At 70.0% G+C, this 19219-nt stretch carries 17 protein-coding genes; 7 read left to right on the top strand and 10 right to left on the bottom strand.

The genetic code is table 11. The features are described 5' to 3' along the window. Positions 1–435 precede the first annotated feature (435 nt). The gene (locus ABD848_RS21510) at positions 436–1209 is read left to right on the top strand and encodes a bestrophin-like domain (RefSeq protein WP_344975738.1); all 774 of its coding nucleotides are present in this window, start codon (positions 436–438) and stop codon (positions 1207–1209) included. Between the two features lie 28 nt (positions 1210–1237). Here the strand turns inward: ABD848_RS21510 and ABD848_RS21505 are convergent, their stop codons facing one another. After that, complete coding sequence (locus ABD848_RS21505; protein ID WP_344975735.1) at positions 1238–1522, bottom strand: hypothetical protein; 285 nt, start codon at positions 1520–1522, stop codon at positions 1238–1240. 677 nt (positions 1523–2199) lie between these two features. On the opposite strand from ABD848_RS21505, the gene ABD848_RS21500 reads away from it, so the two are divergent. Beyond that, entirely contained in the window at positions 2200–2517 is a 318-nt protein-coding gene (locus ABD848_RS21500; RefSeq protein ID WP_344975732.1) for a hypothetical protein, read from the top strand. Positions 2518–2608: 91 nt separating this feature from the next. Here ABD848_RS21500 and idi read toward each other — a convergent pair whose 3' ends face one another. The 9 genes from idi to ABD848_RS21455 form a co-directional block, all read right to left on the bottom strand. Next, positions 2609–3229 carry an isopentenyl-diphosphate Delta-isomerase gene (idi, locus tag ABD848_RS21495; protein ID WP_344975730.1) on the bottom strand — a complete coding sequence of 207 codons (621 nt, stop codon included), beginning with the start codon at positions 3227–3229 and terminating at the stop codon, positions 2609–2611. 53 nt (positions 3230–3282) lie between these two features. Then, positions 3283–3414 carry a hypothetical protein gene (locus tag ABD848_RS21490; RefSeq protein ID WP_344975726.1) on the bottom strand — a complete coding sequence of 44 codons (132 nt, stop codon included), beginning with the start codon at positions 3412–3414 and terminating at the stop codon, positions 3283–3285. Positions 3415–3795: 381 nt separating this feature from the next. Further along, a complete protein-coding gene (locus ABD848_RS21485) occupies positions 3796–4596 on the bottom strand; it encodes a class I SAM-dependent methyltransferase (protein WP_344975723.1) in 801 nt (266 codons plus the stop codon). After that, positions 4593–6278, bottom strand: coding sequence for a class I adenylate-forming enzyme family protein (locus ABD848_RS21480; RefSeq protein ID WP_344975720.1), 1686 nt, complete (start codon positions 6276–6278; stop codon positions 4593–4595). Before ABD848_RS21480 ends, ABD848_RS21485 begins: the two co-directional genes overlap by 4 nt. Positions 6279–6825: 547 nt before the next feature. Beyond that, complete coding sequence (locus tag ABD848_RS21475; protein ID WP_344975717.1) at positions 6826–8433, bottom strand: class I adenylate-forming enzyme family protein; 1608 nt, start codon at positions 8431–8433, stop codon at positions 6826–6828. Positions 8434–8572: 139 nt separating this feature from the next. After that, on the bottom strand, positions 8573–9955 hold the full coding sequence (locus tag ABD848_RS21470) for a protoporphyrinogen/coproporphyrinogen oxidase (protein WP_344975714.1): 1383 nt from the start codon (positions 9953–9955) through the stop codon (positions 8573–8575). Continuing rightward, positions 9952–10944, bottom strand: coding sequence for a UbiA family prenyltransferase (locus ABD848_RS21465; RefSeq protein WP_344975711.1), 993 nt, complete (start codon positions 10942–10944; stop codon positions 9952–9954). Before ABD848_RS21465 ends, ABD848_RS21470 begins: the two co-directional genes overlap by 4 nt. Then, positions 10941–12086, bottom strand: a complete 1146-nt coding sequence (locus ABD848_RS21460) for a DegT/DnrJ/EryC1/StrS family aminotransferase (protein ID WP_344975708.1) — start codon at positions 12084–12086, stop codon at positions 10941–10943. Before ABD848_RS21460 ends, ABD848_RS21465 begins: the two co-directional genes overlap by 4 nt. Continuing rightward, positions 12083–13294, bottom strand: coding sequence for a DegT/DnrJ/EryC1/StrS family aminotransferase (locus ABD848_RS21455; protein ID WP_344975705.1), 1212 nt, complete (start codon positions 13292–13294; stop codon positions 12083–12085). The genes ABD848_RS21460 and ABD848_RS21455 overlap by 4 nt, the downstream gene beginning before the upstream one ends. Positions 13295–13744: 450 nt before the next feature. Here ABD848_RS21455 and ABD848_RS21450 point away from each other — a divergent pair, with 450 nt between their 5' ends. Genes ABD848_RS21450 through ABD848_RS21430 form a run of 5 tightly spaced genes read left to right on the top strand, consistent with a single transcriptional unit; the run spans position 13745 to position 19178 of the window. After that, complete coding sequence (locus ABD848_RS21450; RefSeq protein WP_344975702.1) at positions 13745–14833, top strand: Gfo/Idh/MocA family oxidoreductase; 1089 nt, start codon at positions 13745–13747, stop codon at positions 14831–14833. After that, positions 14826–15779, top strand: a complete 954-nt coding sequence (locus ABD848_RS21445) for a sugar phosphate isomerase/epimerase family protein (protein WP_344975699.1) — start codon at positions 14826–14828, stop codon at positions 15777–15779. The genes ABD848_RS21450 and ABD848_RS21445 overlap by 8 nt, the downstream gene beginning before the upstream one ends. Then, the gene (locus ABD848_RS21440) at positions 15776–17098 is read left to right on the top strand and encodes a M20/M25/M40 family metallo-hydrolase (RefSeq protein WP_344975696.1); all 1323 of its coding nucleotides are present in this window, start codon (positions 15776–15778) and stop codon (positions 17096–17098) included. The genes ABD848_RS21445 and ABD848_RS21440 overlap by 4 nt, the downstream gene beginning before the upstream one ends. Continuing rightward, the gene (locus tag ABD848_RS21435; RefSeq protein WP_344975693.1) at positions 17095–18237 is read left to right on the top strand and encodes an Ldh family oxidoreductase; all 1143 of its coding nucleotides are present in this window, start codon (positions 17095–17097) and stop codon (positions 18235–18237) included. Before ABD848_RS21440 ends, ABD848_RS21435 begins: the two co-directional genes overlap by 4 nt. Further along, a complete protein-coding gene (locus tag ABD848_RS21430) occupies positions 18234–19178 on the top strand; it encodes a Gfo/Idh/MocA family protein (protein WP_344975689.1) in 945 nt (314 codons plus the stop codon). The genes ABD848_RS21435 and ABD848_RS21430 overlap by 4 nt, the downstream gene beginning before the upstream one ends. Positions 19179–19219 lie beyond the last annotated feature (41 nt).

The following is a 19219-nucleotide window of genomic DNA, read 5'->3' as shown; positions in this document are numbered from 1 at the left end:
CCCCTGACGAAAACACTGGCACCCCCACCCAAAAACCGACATTCTTGACCAAATATGGCTTACAACCTCTCGCAGAAAACCGTGCTATGGTAAAAGACTGTCGTTTGGGGTATTCCCGGAAATCTCATGCCATGGCTGCCACCTCGCATCCATCGGCGCTCCACGCGGACCGAGGAAACTGCGATATCCCCAGAGATCCCCTCCACTCCAGGGTGTACCGTTCATGAGGGGAATGGGAAAATAGGCCCGAGAGGGTGGATATCGATTTTTCGCACATATGGCTTCCCTTTCCACACGTAACAACCCTCCATCGTTTCGCTTAAGAAACATTCTTCAATTTCGCGCTTCTCATTCAGCGAGCGCAGGGCGCCCCATGCAACGGGGTCGCCTGCCAATTTCCATTCGAAGAATTCATCCGCCGGCAACGGAGGAGACATGCTCGTCAACTGGCTCCCGATGATCTTTGTCCTCGGGGCGCTCATCCTGGCCGGGGTGCTGGTCATCCGCAAGTTCGCCATCCCCGGCTCCGACTCCGAGACAGCGGTCGGCACGTTCGTCGCCCCCACCGTGCTGTCGCTGTACCTCATCGCCACAGCCATGGGCCTCGTCATTGGTTGGGAGAACAACAACGGCGCCCGAGACCTGGCCCTGGAAGAGGCCACAGCGGCGACCCGACTGTACTGGACAACCGGTTCCCTTCCCGCGGAACAAGGAGAGCCGATCCGGGAGGACCTGCGCTCCTATGTGACCTCGGTGATCGAGGAGGACTGGCCGCTCATGGCCGAGGGAGAACTCAGCCAGGCCGGCGAGAGCAAGTTGGCGCAACTGCGCGCCCACGTGGCCCAACTCCCCTCCGACGACTACGAGTTGGCTGGGGAACGCATGCTGGCCCACCAGCAAGCCGCCCAACTCGTGGCGGATCGGCTGGAGCGCGACGACGCGGCAGGCGCCAACCTGCCCGTACTGCTGATCGCCGCCGCCGCGGCTGCCGCGGCGGCGGTGGTGGTCCTGCCGTTCGCTTTGAAGGGCCGCCGCTCGCGCGCCACGCTCATGTGGTCCCTGGTGAACCTGGCCTTTGTTTGCTCGTCGGTGCTGACACTGGTGATGCTCGACAACCCCTATTCCGGGATCTTCGCCGTCTCGGCCGAACCGTTCGAGAACGCCCTGGCCGGATTCGACGAGATCGATCAGATGCTGACGGGCGTCTAGCGAGGGTGCGTGCCCACCCGCGGTCGGGTCAGCGGCGCGCCCCGGCCGCGGTCACAGCCGCCGCCACCGCGATGAGAACCGAGAACACCATCATGTGCATCGAGGTGAACCCGGACTTCGCGCTGCTGCCGATCGCCGGCCCGGCGATCGGCAGCAGCGCCGGTGTGGGCAGCACGCTCTCCTGCGGCGCGGCAGGGCTGGCCGTGGCCGGACTCGGAGAGGGCTGCGTAGGCTCGGGGCTGGGTTCGGCTGCCACGACCTGACGGGCGGGCGTCTCCTCCACGGGCTCAGGCGCATCAGCGGCTTCCCGCACCGGCTGTGGCTCCCTGCTGGCGGGAGGCTGCGGATCTGTCTCGGGAGGCGCCGGCGGCGGAGTTGACGACGGTGCGGGCTCTGGCGGCTCGGAGGGGGCGGGCTGTGGCGGCGGTGGCGTCGGAGACGGCTCAGGAGGCGGTTTTGGCGGCTGCGGGTGGCCGCATCTGGGGTGGCCCACCGACACTTTCGCCGACACCACATCGGTCGTGACCTCGACGCAGACGTCAGGAAGATGCACAGTGACCTGTGCTTTAACCGTCAACTCCCCCTGGCCGTGGGGAAGCGGGCGCGCGGGGGGCTCACTGGGGGACGCGGCACCAAGACAGCCGATCGTGGCTGCCAGGACCGCAGCGCACCGCGCACCCCGCAGGGCAGCACCGCCGACACGAGAGGCCCCTCCACGGTTCTCCGGCCGGCTCTGGCGGACGGGCACACTCCGCCTCACGTCGTGCCCATGCATCGGCACCGTTGATCGCTCCGTTCCCTCTCACTGACTGGCCGGCCGTTGCGCAAGCCGGGGCCGGCACTGCCCCGCCGACATCCACTCCCCCGAAACACGGAACGTAGTTGACTTCACGCGGAGAGTAGGCAGATCATTGCTGTAAGCATCCGGCTCACCACTGAAACGAAACCGGAATACGCATTTTTTATCGTTTCCTGCCCTGGAGGAGCAACATGCGGAAACTGTTCGACACCATAACCGCCTCGGCCGTAGCCGGAGTGCTGAGCTTGGCTTTGGCTGCACCCGCCCATGCCGCCACCGGTGACGTGATCGTCTTCAAAACCGAAGCTGAGCCGCTGACCACCTACTCCGATCCGGAGTCGGGTTCGTGCCACCGGCTCGACGCCACCGCACACGTGCTGATCAACCGGACCGATTCCACGCTGCGCATCCACTCCAACGTCTTCTGCCTCGGCCCGGGCGTTCCGGTCAAGCCCAACCATGGCTGGCACGCTCCGCCCTCCGGCGTATTCGCGTTCTCCGTCGCGTAACTACCACAGCTCACATGCGCGGTGGGCGACCATGCCCACCGCGTTTCCGCCCCTGACCGACAGTGAAAACGGCCCCGCCTGGGATAGTGCCTCACCAATCGACCGCGGGAGGCAACTGGGCGGGGTCCCCCTCAGGCCACTGGTGGGGAGTGCCCAGCGGCGCCAACTCAGCTATCTGCTCAGTGAACCAGGGAGACACGCCCGCTCGCCCCGCAAGGGCCACACACTCGGACCAGTCGATCCAGCCGGTTTCGGCGACCTCGGCGGGGTCGGGATCGATCCGTCCGCTGACCGTGGCCCGCACCACCGGACACAGCTCGTACTCAACGGTCCCATCGTCCATGACCGCCCGGTAGCCAAATCCCGGCAGGATCAGCGTGAGATCGGTAATATCAGCCCCCAACTCCTGACCCACCCTACGAGTCACGGCAGCCCGCAGCCCTTCACCGGGGGCAGGGTGTCCGCAGCAACTGTTGGTCCACACCGAGGGCCAGGTGGGCTTGTGGTCGGCGCGGCGCGTCATGAGCACTCGCCCCGAAGCATCGGCCAGGTAGCAGGAGAACGCGAGGTGGAGCGGCGTCTCGCCGTGGTGACTGGCACGCTTTGGCGCGGTACCGATGGCCTCGCCGTCGGTTCCCAGCAACACGATTTCCTCGGTTTCCGCAGTGGCCGCGCGGTGGCTCCCACCGGAAGGGGGCGTCATCGATGTCATCGGTTGTCTCCTTGTCAATCAGTCTCGGGCGCGGGCACTGCTACCCGATGCTCTCACCGCTGCCCCTGCTCGCAGGGCGGAATCCCGGCGAAGACCGCGGCCGGCTCCAAAGTGTGGATCACCGGGGCACGTCCCCGGCATGCGCACCGGTTCAGCCGAACCCAAGAGACGAACAGCCTGGTCATGAAGCTCCTCAGACATTCTCGGGGCGGATGAGCGGGGCCGGCGCGGCAATACGGCCGGCGGTGGCTAGACGGCGTGGCCGAGCGAGGGCGGCGTTGCCGCACCGCACGGCTCCGGGGCGTGACCGGCAGCGATATGGGTGCCGCGGGGGCGCGCCCCGCACCGTTAGGTTCTGTTGTGCGAACGGCTTGGGTGCGGGGACTGTGGGAATGTCCTTCGTCCGCTCGCGCCTCGATCGCTACGCGATCTCGACAGCCTCCGGGGCGACAGCGGAGGCTCACCCACTGTTCGCCCACCGCCCGCCCAGAAACAGAACCGTTAGGCCATAACTCTGGGGCGCCCCCGTGGCGTGGATGCCACGCCCACGAGCGCGACAACGGCGATCACCCCGCCGGTCGCCGCCCGTGCACGGAGTAGATCGCACACGAGCAGGCGCAAAACGAGGGGTCGGCGAGCAACTCGCGGACCTGGACGAGCCGCTCCTCGCTCATCCCGGCCTCGATCAGCCGGTCGCGCAGATGGTGCGTGTGGTGCGCGAGCAGCCGCACCGCCGGGGAACTCGCCTGCCACAGCTCTAGGTGCGGAACCGGCTCGATGGCGGTGAACCCGGTCTCGCGCATGGCTGCCGCTGCGTTGCGCCCCCAGGCGATGTCGGCGCCGGCCGTGGCCATCGCTGTGGCCTTGGCGTCAAGGAACTCCGTGTAGAGCGCGCCGGCCGCCGGATCGGGCATGAGCAGGGCAGGGCCGTAGGTGATGTCGAACTCGTCAAGCTGGAGCCACCCACCCGGCTTGAGCGCCCGCAACAGACGCGCGAGTACGGCGCGGCGTTCGGGCAGGTGAAGCAGCACGAGCCGGGCGTGGATCAGGTCGAAGGCGGCCTCGGGCAGCGGGTCGTGCACGATGTCGTGGCGGGCGATCTCAAGCCCGGGGGCCGGGGCCACGTGCGCAGGCTTGACGTCGGTGGCCAGGACCCGGCCGGAGGGAGCGACCCGCTGGGCGAGCCAGTGGGCGACGCTGCCGCCGCCGGCCCCCACCTCCAGACAGTGCCAGCCCTCGCCCACCCCCGTCTGGGCGAGCCGCTCCAGGGTCAGTGGATCGTAGGCGCGGGCGAGACAGCGGTGCTGCTCGACGGCGTGCTCGCTGTCGTTGTCGAAGACGTACCCGGGGGTGGGCTGAGCGGTCATGGCCGGCCTCCTTGGCGAATGGGCTGGGCGTGTGGGGTAGCGGACGCTGTAGCGGCACCGCTCGCCAGGTCGGCGAGGGTGTGGCGGCACACCTTTCCGGTGGGCCCCAGCGGCAGTTCCGGCAGGACGAGCAGCTTTTCCGGGAGCTTGCGACGCTCTAGGCCCCGCTGCCGTTCGAGGTAATCGGTGAGGTCGGGCAGGGTGAGCGGAGCTGCCGCGGGAGGCTGTGCCACGCAGGCGCACAACCGCTCCCCCAACTCGGCGTCGGGTACGGCGACACAGGAGACGTCGGCGACATCGGGGTGAGTGCTGATGTGGCGCTCGACCTCCAGCGGACTGATGTTGTAGCCGCCGCGGATGACGACCCGCTTGATGCGGTCGACCACCCGCAGGGCCCCGTCGGAGAGCAGGACCCCCCGGTCTCCGGTGCGTACCCAACCGCCAGAGGTGCGGTACCGGGCGTCAAGCTCAGGGGCGTTGACATAGCACAGGGGCGTCATGGGCCCCCGGGCCCGGATCTCGCCCTCGCGGCCCTCGGGAAGTGGTTCACCGTCAGGGCCGGTGACGGCGATCTCGGCCACGGCCGGGTCGGGGTGTCCCACGACGCCCTCGGCTACAGCACTCTCGTCTGCCCCGGTGTGACAGTTGACGCCGTCAGCCGACCCGTAGACGTTGATCACGGGACAGCCGAAGCGGTCACGGCAGGAGGCCGCGGTCTCGGCATGCAGCGCGGCGCCACTGGCCACAACGGCGCGCGGCGGGTGAGCCACCCCGCCGGGGCCGGCCAGGGCGGCGATCCGGCTCAGCATGGTGGGCACGCCGTAGACGTGGGTGGGGCCATGCCGCTCGATCATCTCCAAAGCCGCGGCGGGGTCGAACACGTCGAGCACGAGCAGCGTGCCGCCGTGGCGGGCCAGCGTGACACTGCCGCACGACCCATAGGAGGAGGCTAAAGGGGCGAGCAGGAGGGCACGCATGGGCTCGGCGCCACCGTGCAGTGCGCCGATGTAATTACCGCGCCCGCCGCACATGGCGTTGTGACTGTAGGCGACCATCTTGGGCTCGGCCTCTGATCCCGAGGAGACAAGAACCCGCGCCGGCGCCTCGGCGTCGACGGCCGCCGGCTGCCACCCGGGGAGGGTGTCCTCCTCGGGGAGCCGCCGGCACCCCGGTGGCGCCGCACCGAAGACGAGGATCTCCCGCAGGTGGGGCAGATGGTCGCGGAGAGCGGCCAGCTCGGCGGCGGGCCGCAGCTCGCCCGCGCGATCGGCGGCGATGACGGCGCTGGCGCGGGAACGGCCGAGCAGGGCGAGAGAGTCGCTCCTGCCCCGACCACAGGGGTAGGGCAGCGCGAGCGCGCCGATGGCGGCCACGGCCAACTCCGCGGCGACCGCGCGGCGACCGTTGGGCACCTGGATCGCGACGATGTCGGTGGGCCCCAGGCCGGCGGCGAGCAGCGCCAGCGCGATCCGCCGCGCAACGGCGTCCAGAGCCGCGTAGTCGAGCGTGCCCTCGGTGTCGATCACCGCCGGGCGGGCGGGATGGGCGGCGGCGTGCTCGCTGAACAGGGAGAAGGTGTCGCGATCGGGACAGTGGCCCTGCGTGACCCAGGCGCGGCGTAGCGCGGCCGGCACCTGGTCGGCGAGCACGACACCGTTCGACGACACCCACGGTTCATTCATGAAGTCTCCCGCGCTATGGGGGACCGGCCGCTCCGGTGAAGCGGTCGGGTCCCGGTGGTGGGGTGAGCAGGGGCGCTGCCAGCCCGCCGGGGATCGCCACGCTCCACCGCGCGCGGCAGAGGTGTCTCCCGTCCATGGGGGTGGCTGCCGTCGCGGCCGGGTGGAGCGGCGCCCCTGTCGAACCTGGCCGATGGCGTGGTGGCCGGCTCGGACTCCCCCGCCCGGCCACCACCCCCCGGGTGTGGTGGCCGGGCGGGAAGCCCACATCGGGAAGCTGCGCTTTGAGAAGCCCGGCCGATCCTCCGGGGGCGCTGCCCTGGCGGGCCGGGGCCTGCCAGGGCAGCGCCGGCGAGGGAAGTCCCGCCGTTAGGTTCTGTTTTTCGGACGGCTGGGGTGCGGGGACTGTGGGAATGTTCTTCGTCTGCTCGTGCCTCGATCGCTGCGCGATCTCGGCAACCCGCGAGGCGACAGCGGACGCCCTCGCCCACGTGCGCCCACCGCCGGCCCTGGTCGCCCGTCCAAAAAACAGAACATAGGCGCGCGAGGGTCACGTCCACTGCCCGGTCCCGTGGTGGCCGGCCCCGTCGAGGAGCAACTCTCGCAACTGGTGGCGGCGCACTTTGCCGGTGGCGGTCCGGGGGAGTTCCTCCCAGGCCATGACGATGGGCTCGGCTAGTGGGGGGAGGTCGGCGACGGCGGAACGCCACGCGGCGGCGTCCATGTCGGCGGTGCCGTTGGCGGTGACGATGACCGGCAGCGGCGAGCGTCCCGGCGCGCCGAGGACGATGCACTCCAGCACCCACGGCAACCGGTCGTCGATGACGTCTTCCATCTCCAAGCAACTGGACTCGGGGATCGTGTCCACTTCCCGATCGACTAGCCGCAGCCCTCCGCTGCGGGTGATGACGCCGATGTCGCCGGTGTTCCACCACGAGGTGCCGCGCGACTTGGCCCACCACCGCTCTTCCTCGCCGACATAGCCCAACCCCAGCCCCTTGGTGCGGGCCATGATCAGGCCAGGGGTGCCGCGGGGAACAGGACGGAAGGTGACGGGATCGATGGCGCGTAACCGGGTGCGGGTGGGGACCGGCCACCCCACGTCGCGGGTGGTGGGGTGGCGTTGTCCCTGGCGGGCCATGGCCGCACGGGTGAGGAAGCGGAAGGTGAGGGGACCGGTCTCGCTTTGCCCCCACCCTTGCAACCACACCGGCCGCTTGCGCCGCGTGGCTGCGAGGAACGCACGCACGGTGGGCGGGTGCATGGCGTCGAAGGTGCTGATGTAGAGCCGCACCCGGCTGAACACGCTGTCGGGTGTCGAGGCCAGCGACTGCCACCGCACGTACGTCGAGGGCAGGGTCTCCAGAATCGTGGGGGGATGGGCGCGCAGGAAGGCTTCGGCGCGTTCGGGGGTGGGGTCGCAGACGGCCGTGACCTCGCGGGGGGCGAGCCAGAACACGCTGGCCGTCCACGCCAGAGCCCGGCCGTGAGCAAAAGAGATCGCGCTGGCGACGGAGTCCTCGGGCCGGCTGGCGAGCACCGGCCAGCGGTGGGCCTCGAATCCGGCCAGGCGGCGGATGATGGTCGTGGTCGAGTGGGGGACGAGCTTGGGCACACCGGTCGTGCCCGAGGTGTGGATGATGACGAGCGGTTGGTCGTCATCGCGCTTGGCCGGCGGGGGCGCCGGATGGCCGCGTAGGTCCGCCAACGGCACGGCCCCGGGGGTGGGACGGTCGATGCTCACGGTGCGTCGGGCGAAGGAGGTCAGGTCGACTCCGGCCTCGGCGCCCGAGCGCACGACGTCGGCGGTGGTGACCAGCACGGCCGGCTCCAGCCGTTTGAGCATGGTGGCCACAGTGTCGGGCGCCAGATGGGCCGAGATCGGCGCGGCGACCGCTCCGAGGCGGGCAGCGGCCAGTGTGAGCAGGACAAAGTCCCAGTGGTTGGGTTTGACGACGGCCACTCGCTCTCCCGGGCCGGCTCCGGCGGCGGCGAGCCAGCCGGCCGCCTGCTCGGTCAGTTCGGCGAGTTGGCGCACACTGTAGGCCGTGCCGCTGTCGGGGGCGATGTCGAGAGGGCGACTGAGACACAGGGTTGTCGGGCTGTTGCGCTGAGCCAGGACGTCGAACAGCCGTCCAGGATTGTCGAGAGTTTTCAAGGCGGCTGTGGTGAGGGGGCCGCGCGTTGATCTGCGACGGCTCGCGTTCTCACCGTCTCCTTCCTCGGGTCGCGTGACATGGTCGGCAGGGTGGTGGACCGTTGGCCAGAGCGGGGGTGCCGCCCTGGCACGGCGTTGCTCAGGACGGGCGTCCCCCGCCCGGCACCGCCACGGCGTCGGTGACGGGCTCGCACACCCGCGCCGCCGTGGTCTGGGCAGTGGAGAAGGCTCCCTCGCTACAGGGACGCAGGGCGAGCCAGTCGCCGGCGTAGTCGACGGCGCGCACGGGGCGGGTGGTGAATTGGGTATGCAGCGCCAGCGCACGGGGGGTGACCTCGGGCAGTCCGTGGGGGAAGCGGTGGACCGTGGCTGCGACCAGCGCGGCGCGCAGGCCGGGGACGTAGCGTTCGGCGCGGGCGGTCAGGCGTTCCACGGCGACGGAGTCGGGCTGGGCGAGGAGGTGCTTGGTCGTGGCCGGGGTAGGGATGAGCGAGACGAGGCCCCGGCCCTCGGGGACACGCCCCGGGTGTTTACGGTGGTCAGCGGTGACCACGGCTAGCTCGGTGTCGTGGGTGTGGGGGATGAGGGTGGCGAAGTCGCCGCGGCCGGGCCGCACTGCCAAGGGGCGATCCAACGCGAGGCTGATCCGCAGCATAGGGGCATAGTCGCAGGTCTTGAGGAAGGCCCGCTCATCGGCGGGCGCCGTGGGGTACAGCCGAGTGGCCACCGGGGCCGGCACGGCGAGCACGGCTCGCTCGGCGTCGAGGCTGCCGCCGTCGTAGTTCACCCGCACTCCCACGGGCCGGCCGTGGGCGTCATGGCGGTGGGCGACCTCGCGCACGTGGCACCCGGTGACCACGTCGAGCTGGTCTGCGAGCCGGCGGGCGAGGGTGTCCATGCCGTCGCGGTAGGTGCGCAACCCGGCCGCGCCGCCGGTGGCGAACAGGTGCGCCAATACCGGTGCCGCGGCGGTGGTGGCGCTGTCCCAGCCGAAGAAACCGGCGGCCAGCGGTTTGACGAGGTACTCCCCCACCTCGGGGTGGTAGGAGCGCAGTGCCTCGGCCACGCTCAGGTGCCCTACCGGGGTATGGGCGGGGCGTTCGGGGTCGAAGCGGGCGCGTTCGCGTGTCCCCCAGGCGAGCAGCCGTGCCAGGTCGAGCCGGGCCGCCACACTCAGTCCGGCTCCGGTGAGCAGACCGGCCGGATGGCCGACCCGGGGGTGGGAGCGGCCGGCGCGCCATAGCGCCATCGGGTGGGGCACGCGCGGCACTTCGGCGGTGGACAGTCCGAGATCGCGGATCAGGCTCCAGGTGGCGGGGTAGCCGGCGCTGGCGATCATCTCGGCGCCGGTGTCGATGAGGTAGCCATCGCTGCGCAGGGTGCGCATCCGCCCGCCCACGGCGTCGGCGCTCTCCAGGACCCGTACGCGACGCCCGGTCCGGCTAAGGGTGTGGGCCAACGCGAGCCCGGCTGGCCCTGCGCCCACGATCACGACGTCGAACTCGGCGCGCTCGGTACTCACGCGGCGGCTCCCGGCAACAGTGTCGCGGTGAGGTTGGCGGCGATGAGGAGGACCACGCTCACCCGGTGGGTCCGGATGCCCAGGTTGCGAGCGCGGAGAATGTCGCCGGAGCGGAAGCCGATGAGGAGCTGGCCCACCCGCAGCGCTGTGACCGGCGCCATGATGAGGGGAAACCACAGCGGGGCGACGCCCACGGCGGCAGCACCCCAGATGACGCAGGTCTCAGCAGCGCACACGGCGGCGATGAAGGCCGCGTTGCGGCCGTTTTTGCCTGCCCGGGCGGCCAGGACGGCGACCGTGGGACGGCCGACCCGGGCGTCGCCCTCGATGTCGTTGGTGTTGGAGAAGACCCCGAACAGCAGGGGACCGAACCCGAATATGACGGCTTGGGCGAGCACGAATCCGTCAAGGCCGCCGGCGAGCAGACCGTAGGGGGCGGTGACCAGGCCCACACCGAGCCCGATCAGGAACAGTTCCTGGGCCCCGCGGTAGCTGATCCGCAGCCCCCACGAGTACTGCACCGAACAGAACAGGCACAGTGCCATGACCGCCACGGCCCACAGCGGTTGGCGCGGCGCCAGCGCCACGGCACCGCCCCAGACGACGATGGTGGCGGCGGCGCTGAGCCAGCCGAACCGCACGGCTTGGGCTTGCGTAAGGGTGCCGGCGAGCAGCGGTTTGCGCACGAGGCGGCGTAGCGGGGCGTTGGGGCCGTAGTTGACGGCGTCGCTGCCGTCGCGGTAGCCGGTGACGTCGTCGAAAGCGGTCATGGCCGCCACGAGCAGCACTTCACCGACGAGGAAGAGCGCTAAGACGGCGATGGTGCGTGGGTCGAACCACGCCGCTGCCGGCAGGAGCGACCAGACGACGGCGAGTCCGAAGTAGTAGTCGACGATGTCGAGCTTGGCCAGCCGCGCGTAGGCGTTGACCCGCTCGCGCAGGGAGGTGGCGGGGGCGGCGGGCGGGGCGGGGGACAGTTCGTCGGTCACGGTGTTGCTCCTGCCGTGGTCTCGTGGGCGGCGGGCGCGAAGGTGCACACGGTGTCGGCGATGTGCTCGACTTGGGCGTCGGTCAAGTGCGGAAAGATCGGCAGCGCGAGCGTGCGCGCGCTGGCGCGTTCGGCGTTGGGCCAGCGCGCGCCTTCGGGGGCGAAGGCGGCGAAGGCGGGGTGGTGGGGTAGGGGGCGGGGGTAGTAGACGTGGCTGGCGACGCCGTTGGCCGCGAGGTGGTCGCGGAGCGCGTCGCGGTGCTCGGCCAGCAGGGAGTAGACGTAGTAGCACCGCCCGTCGCCGTCGGGGGGCGGCGGCTGGATGCCGCGCTCGGCCAAGGGGGCGAAGCGCTCGGTGTAGTAGGCGGCGATGCGGGCACGGCGCTGGAGCCGATCGTCGAGGGTGGGCAGCCGATGGGTGAGGAAAGCGGCCTGGATTTCGTCGAAGCGGCTGTTGTAGCCGATCCGGTGGTGGGTGAACCGCGTGCGGCCGTCCTGGCCGTGGTTGCGCAGCATCCGGGCGAGTCTGCCGAGTTCGGGAGTGTCGGTGACGACGGCGCCGCCCTCACCGGCGGTGCCGAAGGTCTTCACCTGCACGAAGGAGAAGACACCGGCGTCGCCCCACCGCCCGGCCGGGTGCCCCAACAGCGAGCCGCCTTGGGCCACGGCGGAATCCTCTACCAGGTGCAGGCCGTGCCGTTGCGCGATCTCGCGTATGCGGGGCATGTCGGCCATGACCGAGAACATGTGCGCGGGCATCAGGGCGGTAGTGCGGCTGGTCACCGCCTGTTCGGCTAGATCGGGGTCGAGGACCATCGTCCAGGGGTCGATGTCGACGAAGAGCGGGGTGGCCCCGGCCTCGATCACGGTGCTGGCCAGTGGGGCACAGCCGAAGGCGGGCACGATGACCTCGTCGCCGGCTCCCACCTCCATGGCCCGCAGCACGATGCTGAGGGCCATGGTGCCGCTGCCGCAGGCGACGACGTCGGCGGCCCCCAAGTGGTCGCGCAACCGCTCCTCGAAGTGCGCGGTGTGGGAGCCAAGGATGAACCGCTGCTCGGGTGCGGTGGCCACGGTGCGCACCGTCTCCAGCAGCGTTTCGCGTTCGTCCTCGAACAGGTCGGGGGGAAAGAAAGGGATCACGCACGCCTACCTTCCGAGTAGAACCGACTGATCAGGGCGCATACCCGGTCCACCTGACCGATGGTGAGGTCGGGGTGGAGCGGGAGTGCGACGCTCACCTCGCAGGCCGCTTCGGCGTTGGGGAAGTCGCCGGGACCGTAGCCCAGGTCGGCGAAGCAGGGCTGGAGGTGCAGCGGAGTGGGGTAGTAGATCTCGGTGCCCACCCCGTGGTCGTCGAGGTAGCGGGTGAGGGCGTCGCGGTCGGCCACCTCGACGAGGTAGACGTAGAACACGGGGTCGGTGGGAACGGGACGTGCGACCGCGGTGGGCAGCCGCCGCACGCCGGGCACATCGGCCAACCGTTCGGTGTAGGCCGCGGCGAGGTCGGCGCGGCGCTGGATCGCGTGTTCAAGGTGGGCGAGCTTGGCCAGGAGGACCGCCGCCTGGAAGTCGTCCATCTTGCTGTTGGTGCCCGGGATGACCGTGAGGTTGGAAATGCCGGGGAAATGGTCGAGGGTGCGGCCACCGCGCCCATGGTGGCGCAGGGCCATAGCGGTTTCGGCCACGTGGGGATCGTCGGTGAGGATGGCGCCCGCATCCCCGATGGCCCCAAGCGTCTTGGTGGGAAAGAACGAGAGCACTCCGCCGGCGCCGAGCAGACCGGCGTGGGTGCCGTTCCAGCGCATGCCGATGGCTTCGGCGCTGTCTTCGACGAGGGTCAGCCCATGCTCGCGGGCGAGGCCGTCGAGCGCGGCCATGTCGGCCATCTGGCAGAAGAGGTGGACGGGCATGATCGCGCGGGTGCGGGCGGTGATGGCCTGCTGCGCGCGGCGGGGGTCGATCGCGTAGGAGTCGGGCTCGATGTCGGCGAAGACGGGCCGGCCATGGGCCAGCGACACCGAGGTGGCGGTGGCGATGAAGCTGAACGCCGGCACGATGACCTCGTCTCCCGGCTCTAGGCCACAGGCCCGCAGCAACAGGACGAGGGCGTCGGTTCCGGAGTTGACTCCGATGACATGGCGGGCACCGGTCCAGGCGGCCAGGGCGGTCTCGAACTCGGCGACCTTGCCGCCGTGGGAGTACTTGCCGCGGTCGATGACCTCATCACAGTGGGCGCGCACGGTGGGCCACAGGTCAGCGAACGAGGTCGCCTGGGTGAAGAACGGGACCGCGCCGCCCTCGGGGGGATCGTCGATGCCCACAGCGGAAGAACACGGCACCTCGTGCATGGTCACGCACCTTTGGTTGACGGCAAAGACAGCTCGGTTCGTCAGAAGGGATCGGGCACGGTGAGGGGACTACGCCCGAAAATGGCGTCGTTATCTACAACTCGGCAGCCACTTCTTGACGATAGCCGGAAATAAGGCGCCGGAAACCCAACTTCCCCAAAATGAGTGACGCGTCGATGGTGAATCTCATAAAACGAGGGCATAAGTAACATGAGTTACCTATGTCCTTTTTGCTCTTCTTGTGGCTTATCCCAGCCCACAACCTCACCTCGACAACGACGCACCCCCGTCGAACGGCACGAGCTGGCCAACAACTCCATCATTCCAAATTCGCCCGATCCGTCACTATAAGGCCGCTATGCGAGAACGTTTCAACTGATAGCATCCCTCCGGAAATCCCCCATTCCTCTTTCTGGCCGTTCCTACCAGTGGTCACGAATAAAAAATTCTGTGAAGGTAACCGGAGTCCGCATGCTCCACACGCTCATCGTCGGGTTGGGACGCTCAGGGCGAAAGTTGCACCTGCCCACACTGTTACGGGCCCGTGCCCTGGCTGCTAGCGCGGACGGCGACCACAGCGCCGCCGTCCCCTTCTCCGCGCACCCGATCCTCGCCTTCGACCGCCGTTTAACCCCACCACCGCCGGCGGGTGTAACCCTGGTGCGCTCCCTGGCCGAGGCGGCGGCGACGATCGATCCAAGCCGCACGGTCGTCCACCTGTGCACCCCGCCCTATGCGCGCGCCAGCACCCTCAACGAACTCGCCGGCCTGGGGTTTCGCCGTATCCTCGTGGAGAAGCCGCTAGCTACTGACCTGTTCGGGCTCGACGTCGTGTTGCGGCTGCGCCGCCGGTGGGACCTCGACCTGACGGTGACGGCGCATTGGCTGGCCAGCGCACTGACCGAACGCCTGCGTTCAGCGATCCGCGACGGTGACCTGGGCGCGCTACGGTCCATGTCGATCGTCCAGCACAAGCCCCGCTTCCAGCGGTCGCGCCACCGCCGCGACCACCCCACCGCCTTCGACGTCGAGATCCCGCATTCGCTGCGCCTGGCTCTGGACCTGGCCGGCCGGGCCCATCTCCTCGACGCCTCCTGGAGCGACCTGGTATTCGGCGGCACCCGGGTGCCCGCCATGGGAGGCGCTCACCTGTCGCTAGTGCACGCCAGCGGAGTCCGGACCGACATCTCCTCCGATCTGACCTCTCCCGTACGCGAGCGCCGCATCACCCTGGAGTTCGAGGAAGGCACCCTCACCGGGCACTACCCGTGTAGCGACGCCGACGACACCGCGCAACTGCGCACCCGCAGCGCGGGCCACGACAGCCGCGAACTCTTCACCGACGACGCCCTCACCGCGTTCCTGCTGCGGGTCTACGACCGCTACGCCACCGGCCGCGCCGGTGACGGACTGACCGGGCACTCCGACGTGGTGCGGCTGATCACGGCCGCCAAGACCCTGTGCGCGAGCGCGCCCCCTGTGGCGGTACAGCACGCTGGCGCCGCCTCCCCCACGGAAGGACTGCCCGCTCATGTCTGACAGCGCCCCGCGGCCGGCCGCGGAGAGCTCCGGCACCGAGCTTCGCGTCCGCTACGCCGGCATCGGCGACGAGGCCGGCGCGAGCCTGGCGACCCAACTGGCGGCGATCGAACAGCTCAACTGGACCTCGATCGAGCTGCGCACCCTCGACGGAGTTCCCGTCGCCGCGGTCTCCGACGACGAGTTCGAGCGCGTCGCCGCGACGATCGCTGCCCGTGGGCTTGCGGTCACCTGTCTAGCCTCGGGGATCGGGAACTGGTCCCGGCCGGTGACCGCTGACTTCGCCCCCGATGTGGCCGAACTCGACGTGCTGGCGCGTCGCTGCCACAGACTCGGGGCGCGCTATATCCGCGTCATGTCCTACACCGCCGGTGGCCTGGACGAACGCGAGTGGGGGCGGCGCGCCCGGTGGCGACTCGGCGAGCTCGCCGAACGCGCCGAGCAGGCCGGCGTCACCCTCGTCCACGAGAACTGTAGCGGCTGGGCGGCCTGCCACGCCGAACGCATGCTGGAGCTGGCCGCGCAGCACCCGGGGCTGGCCCTGCTGTTCGACATCGGCAATGGTGTCGCCTATGGCTACCGGGCGCTGACAGTACTGGCCGAGATCGTCGACCATGTGGCGCACGTGCACGTCAAAGACGCCCGAGGGGATAAAGCCGAGCCCGTCTACACTCCGGCGGGCGCGGGCGAGGCCGAGGTGGCGCAGTGCCTACGGCTGCTCCTCGACCACGGTTTCAGCGGCACCTGGTCCATCGAGCCCCATATTGCGGTGCGCCCCCACGAGGGGCTCGCTGCCGACACCGCTCACCGGGGCGCGCACGCCCCCCACGAGGGCTTTGTGGCCTGCGGACGCGCCCTTGAGCGGCTGGTCGTCGAGGACGTGTTGCCGACGCTGCCGGGCTGGTCGGCGGTTCCGGGCGGTCTGAGGGGGGCTGGGGCGCGGTGAGCCCGGTTCCCCTGCTACCGAGCGAGCGTGACCTGCTGCTGCGGCTCCTCGACACGCCCACCACCGGCCCGCTGGAGGAGCCGGAGACGGCGCCGCAGTTGTGGCAGGCACAGCGCAGCTACGCCCAAGCGGCTACGCATCTGGGGTTCGCGGCAGTCCACCACGAGGCCGCCGCCCCCGAGCGCATGCACGACGAGCGTGTCCCGCTGGCCGTGCGGCGCGCTGTGGCCACGACTCCGGGGTTCCTCGACGACCAGCCCAATCTGGTGTTGCGCCTGGGACCGCCGCGCCCCGCGGCGCAAACGGTGATGTTCAACGTCCACCTCGACACCGTGGCGGGTATGGCGACCGCGCGCTTCGACGGCCAACGGTTCCACGGCCGTGGCGCCATCGATGCCAAAGGGCCGGCCGTTGCTCTGCTGGCCGGGGTCCGGGCGGCGAAGGCTCGCCAACCGGCCATCGGCGACCGTGTGGGGGTGCTCATCCAGGCGGTGTCGGGTGAGGAAGGGGGCGCGATGGGGACCTTCGGTACGCGCGTCCTCGTCGACCATGGGTTTACCGGAGCCCTCAACATCTTCTGCGAGCCCACGGGCCTGCGCTACCTGCCCCACTGCACTGCGGCCATGACCGCGCGCGTCACCGTCGCGGGACGCGACTCCATCGACGACCGTCCCGAGCGCGGCCACAACGCCAGTGTCCTGTTGGGTTTCCTGGCCCAGCACCTGGGCCTGGCGATGGCGCCGCACGCCGGCGAGGGAACCGTCTGTGTGGCCGGCCTGCGGACGGGGCCGCTGCACAACCGCGTCTACGGCACCGGCGAGCTGCTGGTGAACCTGGCGTACCCCGTCTCGGAAGTGGGCGAGCGCATGGCGGCAACGCTGGAATCGGCTTTCGCCTCCGGGCTTGTCGCGTTCACTGAACGCTTCGAGCACACCCCCCACCTGGTGTTGACCGCGCGGGAGGCGGGGCGCATCACCCACCTGGAATGGCTCAAACGCGGGCTCCCCACCTTGCGCAGCACTCAGACGTGGGGCCACACGCTGCTGGGCTCGACAGCCGGCCTGGCCCCGTGGCCGGATACCGAGCCGGCGTTCACCTGCGACGCGATCTGGATGGGCGAGGTCGCCGACACGTTCACCGCGGTGCTGGGCCCCGGCGACCTGGCCGACAACAACGCCCACGCCGCCGGCGAGTACGCCGATCTCGCCGAATTGGAGGCGTTCGCGGGCGCGGTCAGCGACATCCTGGTGGGCTTCGCGCGCCAGACAGCCACCCCCAACGAAGCGACCACGAACGAGAGAACGGAGTTGCGATCGTGAACCACCTCGCCGCCGATCCGCCCACCCCGGCAACGCCATCCACCGTAGCCGTCGACTACGAGCGTCTCCTCTCCTTTACCGCCGCGGTCTTCGCCGCTCACGGCCTGGACGAGGACCGTGACCACACCGCGGCGCAGGCCCTGTGCTACGGCGACCTCACGGGCATGGACTCCCATGGGCTGCGCAACCTCACCCGGCTCTACCTGCCGCTGCTGGACTCCGGACGGGCAGACCCCACCGCCCGGACGCGGATCGTCACCGACCGGGGAGCGAGCGTGCTGATCGACGCGCAACGTTCACTGGGACTGTACACAGCCAGCGAGGCCATGGATCTGGCGACCGAACGGGCCGCCAGCTATGGCGTGGGGGTGGTCTCGGTCCGCGACGCCACCCACTTCGGGTGCGCCGGCTATCACGCTAGACGCGCCACCGAACACGGCATGATCGGGATCGTGGCGGCCAACTGCGGCCGGCAGCGCATCGCCCGCCCACCCGGCGGTCGAACACCACTGTTGGGCACGAACCCGCTCAGCGTGGCCGCGCCGGCCGCCAAGGGACACCCCTTCGTGCTCGACATGAGCACCACGGCCGCCCCCACCGGCCGGATTCGCGAGGCGGCTCGGGCCGGCCACGAGATCGCCGCCGGCGTGCTCGCCGACGACGCGGGAAACCCGGTCACCGACCCGGCCGCCTTCGATCGTGGCCACGCCCACCTGCAATGGCTGGGGGGCAGTGTCGGCACCTACAAAGGTTTCGGGCTGGCGTTGGCCGTGGAAGTGCTCGCGGCGGTCCTATCAGGGGCGGGCATGGGGCCCGAGCCCGAAGCACTCGCGGGAGACGGCCGCCCCGGGGGACGCGACGATGACATCGGTTTCTTCGTCGCCGCGCTCGCGCCGGCAGCCCTGCGCCCGGCGGCGGCAGCCGCGGAAGCGGCCGTGTCCCTGTTCGAGACGGTGCTCGCGTGCCCCCCGAGCCACGACGGCGAGCCAGTGCGCTATCCCGGCTGGCACGAGGCGCAGCGAGCGATCGAACGGCGCCGCTGGGGGGTACCGTTGCCGCTACCGCTGTACCAGGAGATTCACGAGGTCGCGGCCACCTATGGGCTAGCCGCCCCCGAGACGTTGGAGGGCCGGCGATGACCACGCTGCGCATCGGGATCGTCGGGCTCGGGGTCATCTCCCGCTTCTATGTGGCGGCGCTGACGCGGATTCCGTCGGTGCGGCTGGCGGCGATGTGCGACCGCGACCTGAGGGCACGGGAGTCCGTCGCCGGGGGTGTTCCCTGTTACGACGACCACCGCACGATGCTGGCTTCGGGAGAGGTCGATGCGGTGATCGTGACCGTGCCCAACGACGCCCACGCCACCGTGTGCCGAGACGCGCTCGCGGCCGGGCTGCCGGTGTGTGTGGAAAAGCCGCTGGCGATCAGCGCCGCCCAGGGAACGGAGCTGGTGGAGCAGGCGCGACAGAGCGGGGTTGCGCTCCTCACCGCGTTCCACCGCCGCTACAACTCCGCCGTGCTGGCGCTGGTCGAGCGGCTGCACCACCGGCGATCGGCGATCGAAACAGTGACGGTCAACTATCTCGAACGTATCGAGGAGCACGTGGGGCGCGACGCCTGGTACCTCGACCCTGCGCGCTGTGGCGGCGGGTGCCTGGCCGACAACGGCCCTAACGCCTTCGACCTCGTTCGACACATTCTCGGTGAGGTACAGGTCGTGGCCGCCGCGGTGACGCGCGACGCCAGCGGAGTCGACCGGCAGGCGACGGTGGAACTGCGGGGACACGACGGCGGCGAAGCCCGGGTGGAACTGGACTGGTCCTATCCCGGGGAGCGCAAGGACGTGCACGTGAGGCTGAGCGACGGCACGACCGACAGCGCCGACATGCTCGGCGGCCACACCGCGTTCAAAGGCTCACTGTGGCACGAGTACGTGGGCATCGTGCGCCGCTTCGAGGAGATGGTGCGCGCGGGTGCGCCCGGTGCGGGCACCGACGGTGGGTTGGCGGCGCTGGAGTTGGTCGAGGCCGCATACGAGGCGCAGCGTCGCGGGATGACGGTGCCCTCCGGTGGCTGGTGAGGCCGCGCCGGGAGGCGGCGCAACCGGGAAAGGAGAGAACA

It is taken from the genome of Salinactinospora qingdaonensis, from assembly GCF_039539445.1.
Classification (GTDB): domain Bacteria; phylum Actinomycetota; class Actinomycetes; order Streptosporangiales; family Streptosporangiaceae; genus Salinactinospora; species Salinactinospora qingdaonensis.
Note: the sequence above shows the minus strand (reverse complement) of the source record. Positions and strands in the feature narration are given on the sequence as shown.

Bases quoted from the DNA above. Each gene is read 5' to 3' on its own strand.
- ABD848_RS21510 (WP_344975738.1), top strand. From the start codon at position 436: ATGCTCGTCAACTGGCTCCCGATGATCTTTGTCCTCGGGGCGCTCATC.
- ABD848_RS21500 (WP_344975732.1), top strand. From the start codon at position 2,200: ATGCGGAAACTGTTCGACACCATAACCGCCTCGGCCGTAGCCGGAGTG.
- idi (WP_344975730.1), bottom strand. From the start codon at position 3,229: ATGACATCGATGACGCCCCCTTCCGGTGGGAGCCACCGCGCGGCCACT.
- ABD848_RS21490 (WP_344975726.1), bottom strand. From the start codon at position 3,414: ATGACCAGGCTGTTCGTCTCTTGGGTTCGGCTGAACCGGTGCGCATGC.
- ABD848_RS21485 (WP_344975723.1), bottom strand. From the start codon at position 4,596: ATGACCGCTCAGCCCACCCCCGGGTACGTCTTCGACAACGACAGCGAG.
- ABD848_RS21480 (WP_344975720.1), bottom strand. From the start codon at position 6,278: ATGAATGAACCGTGGGTGTCGTCGAACGGTGTCGTGCTCGCCGACCAG.
- ABD848_RS21455 (WP_344975705.1), bottom strand. From the start codon at position 13,294: ATGCACGAGGTGCCGTGTTCTTCCGCTGTGGGCATCGACGATCCCCCC.
- ABD848_RS21445 (WP_344975699.1), top strand. From the start codon at position 14,826: ATGTCTGACAGCGCCCCGCGGCCGGCCGCGGAGAGCTCCGGCACCGAG.
- ABD848_RS21430 (WP_344975689.1), top strand. From the start codon at position 18,234: ATGACCACGCTGCGCATCGGGATCGTCGGGCTCGGGGTCATCTCCCGC.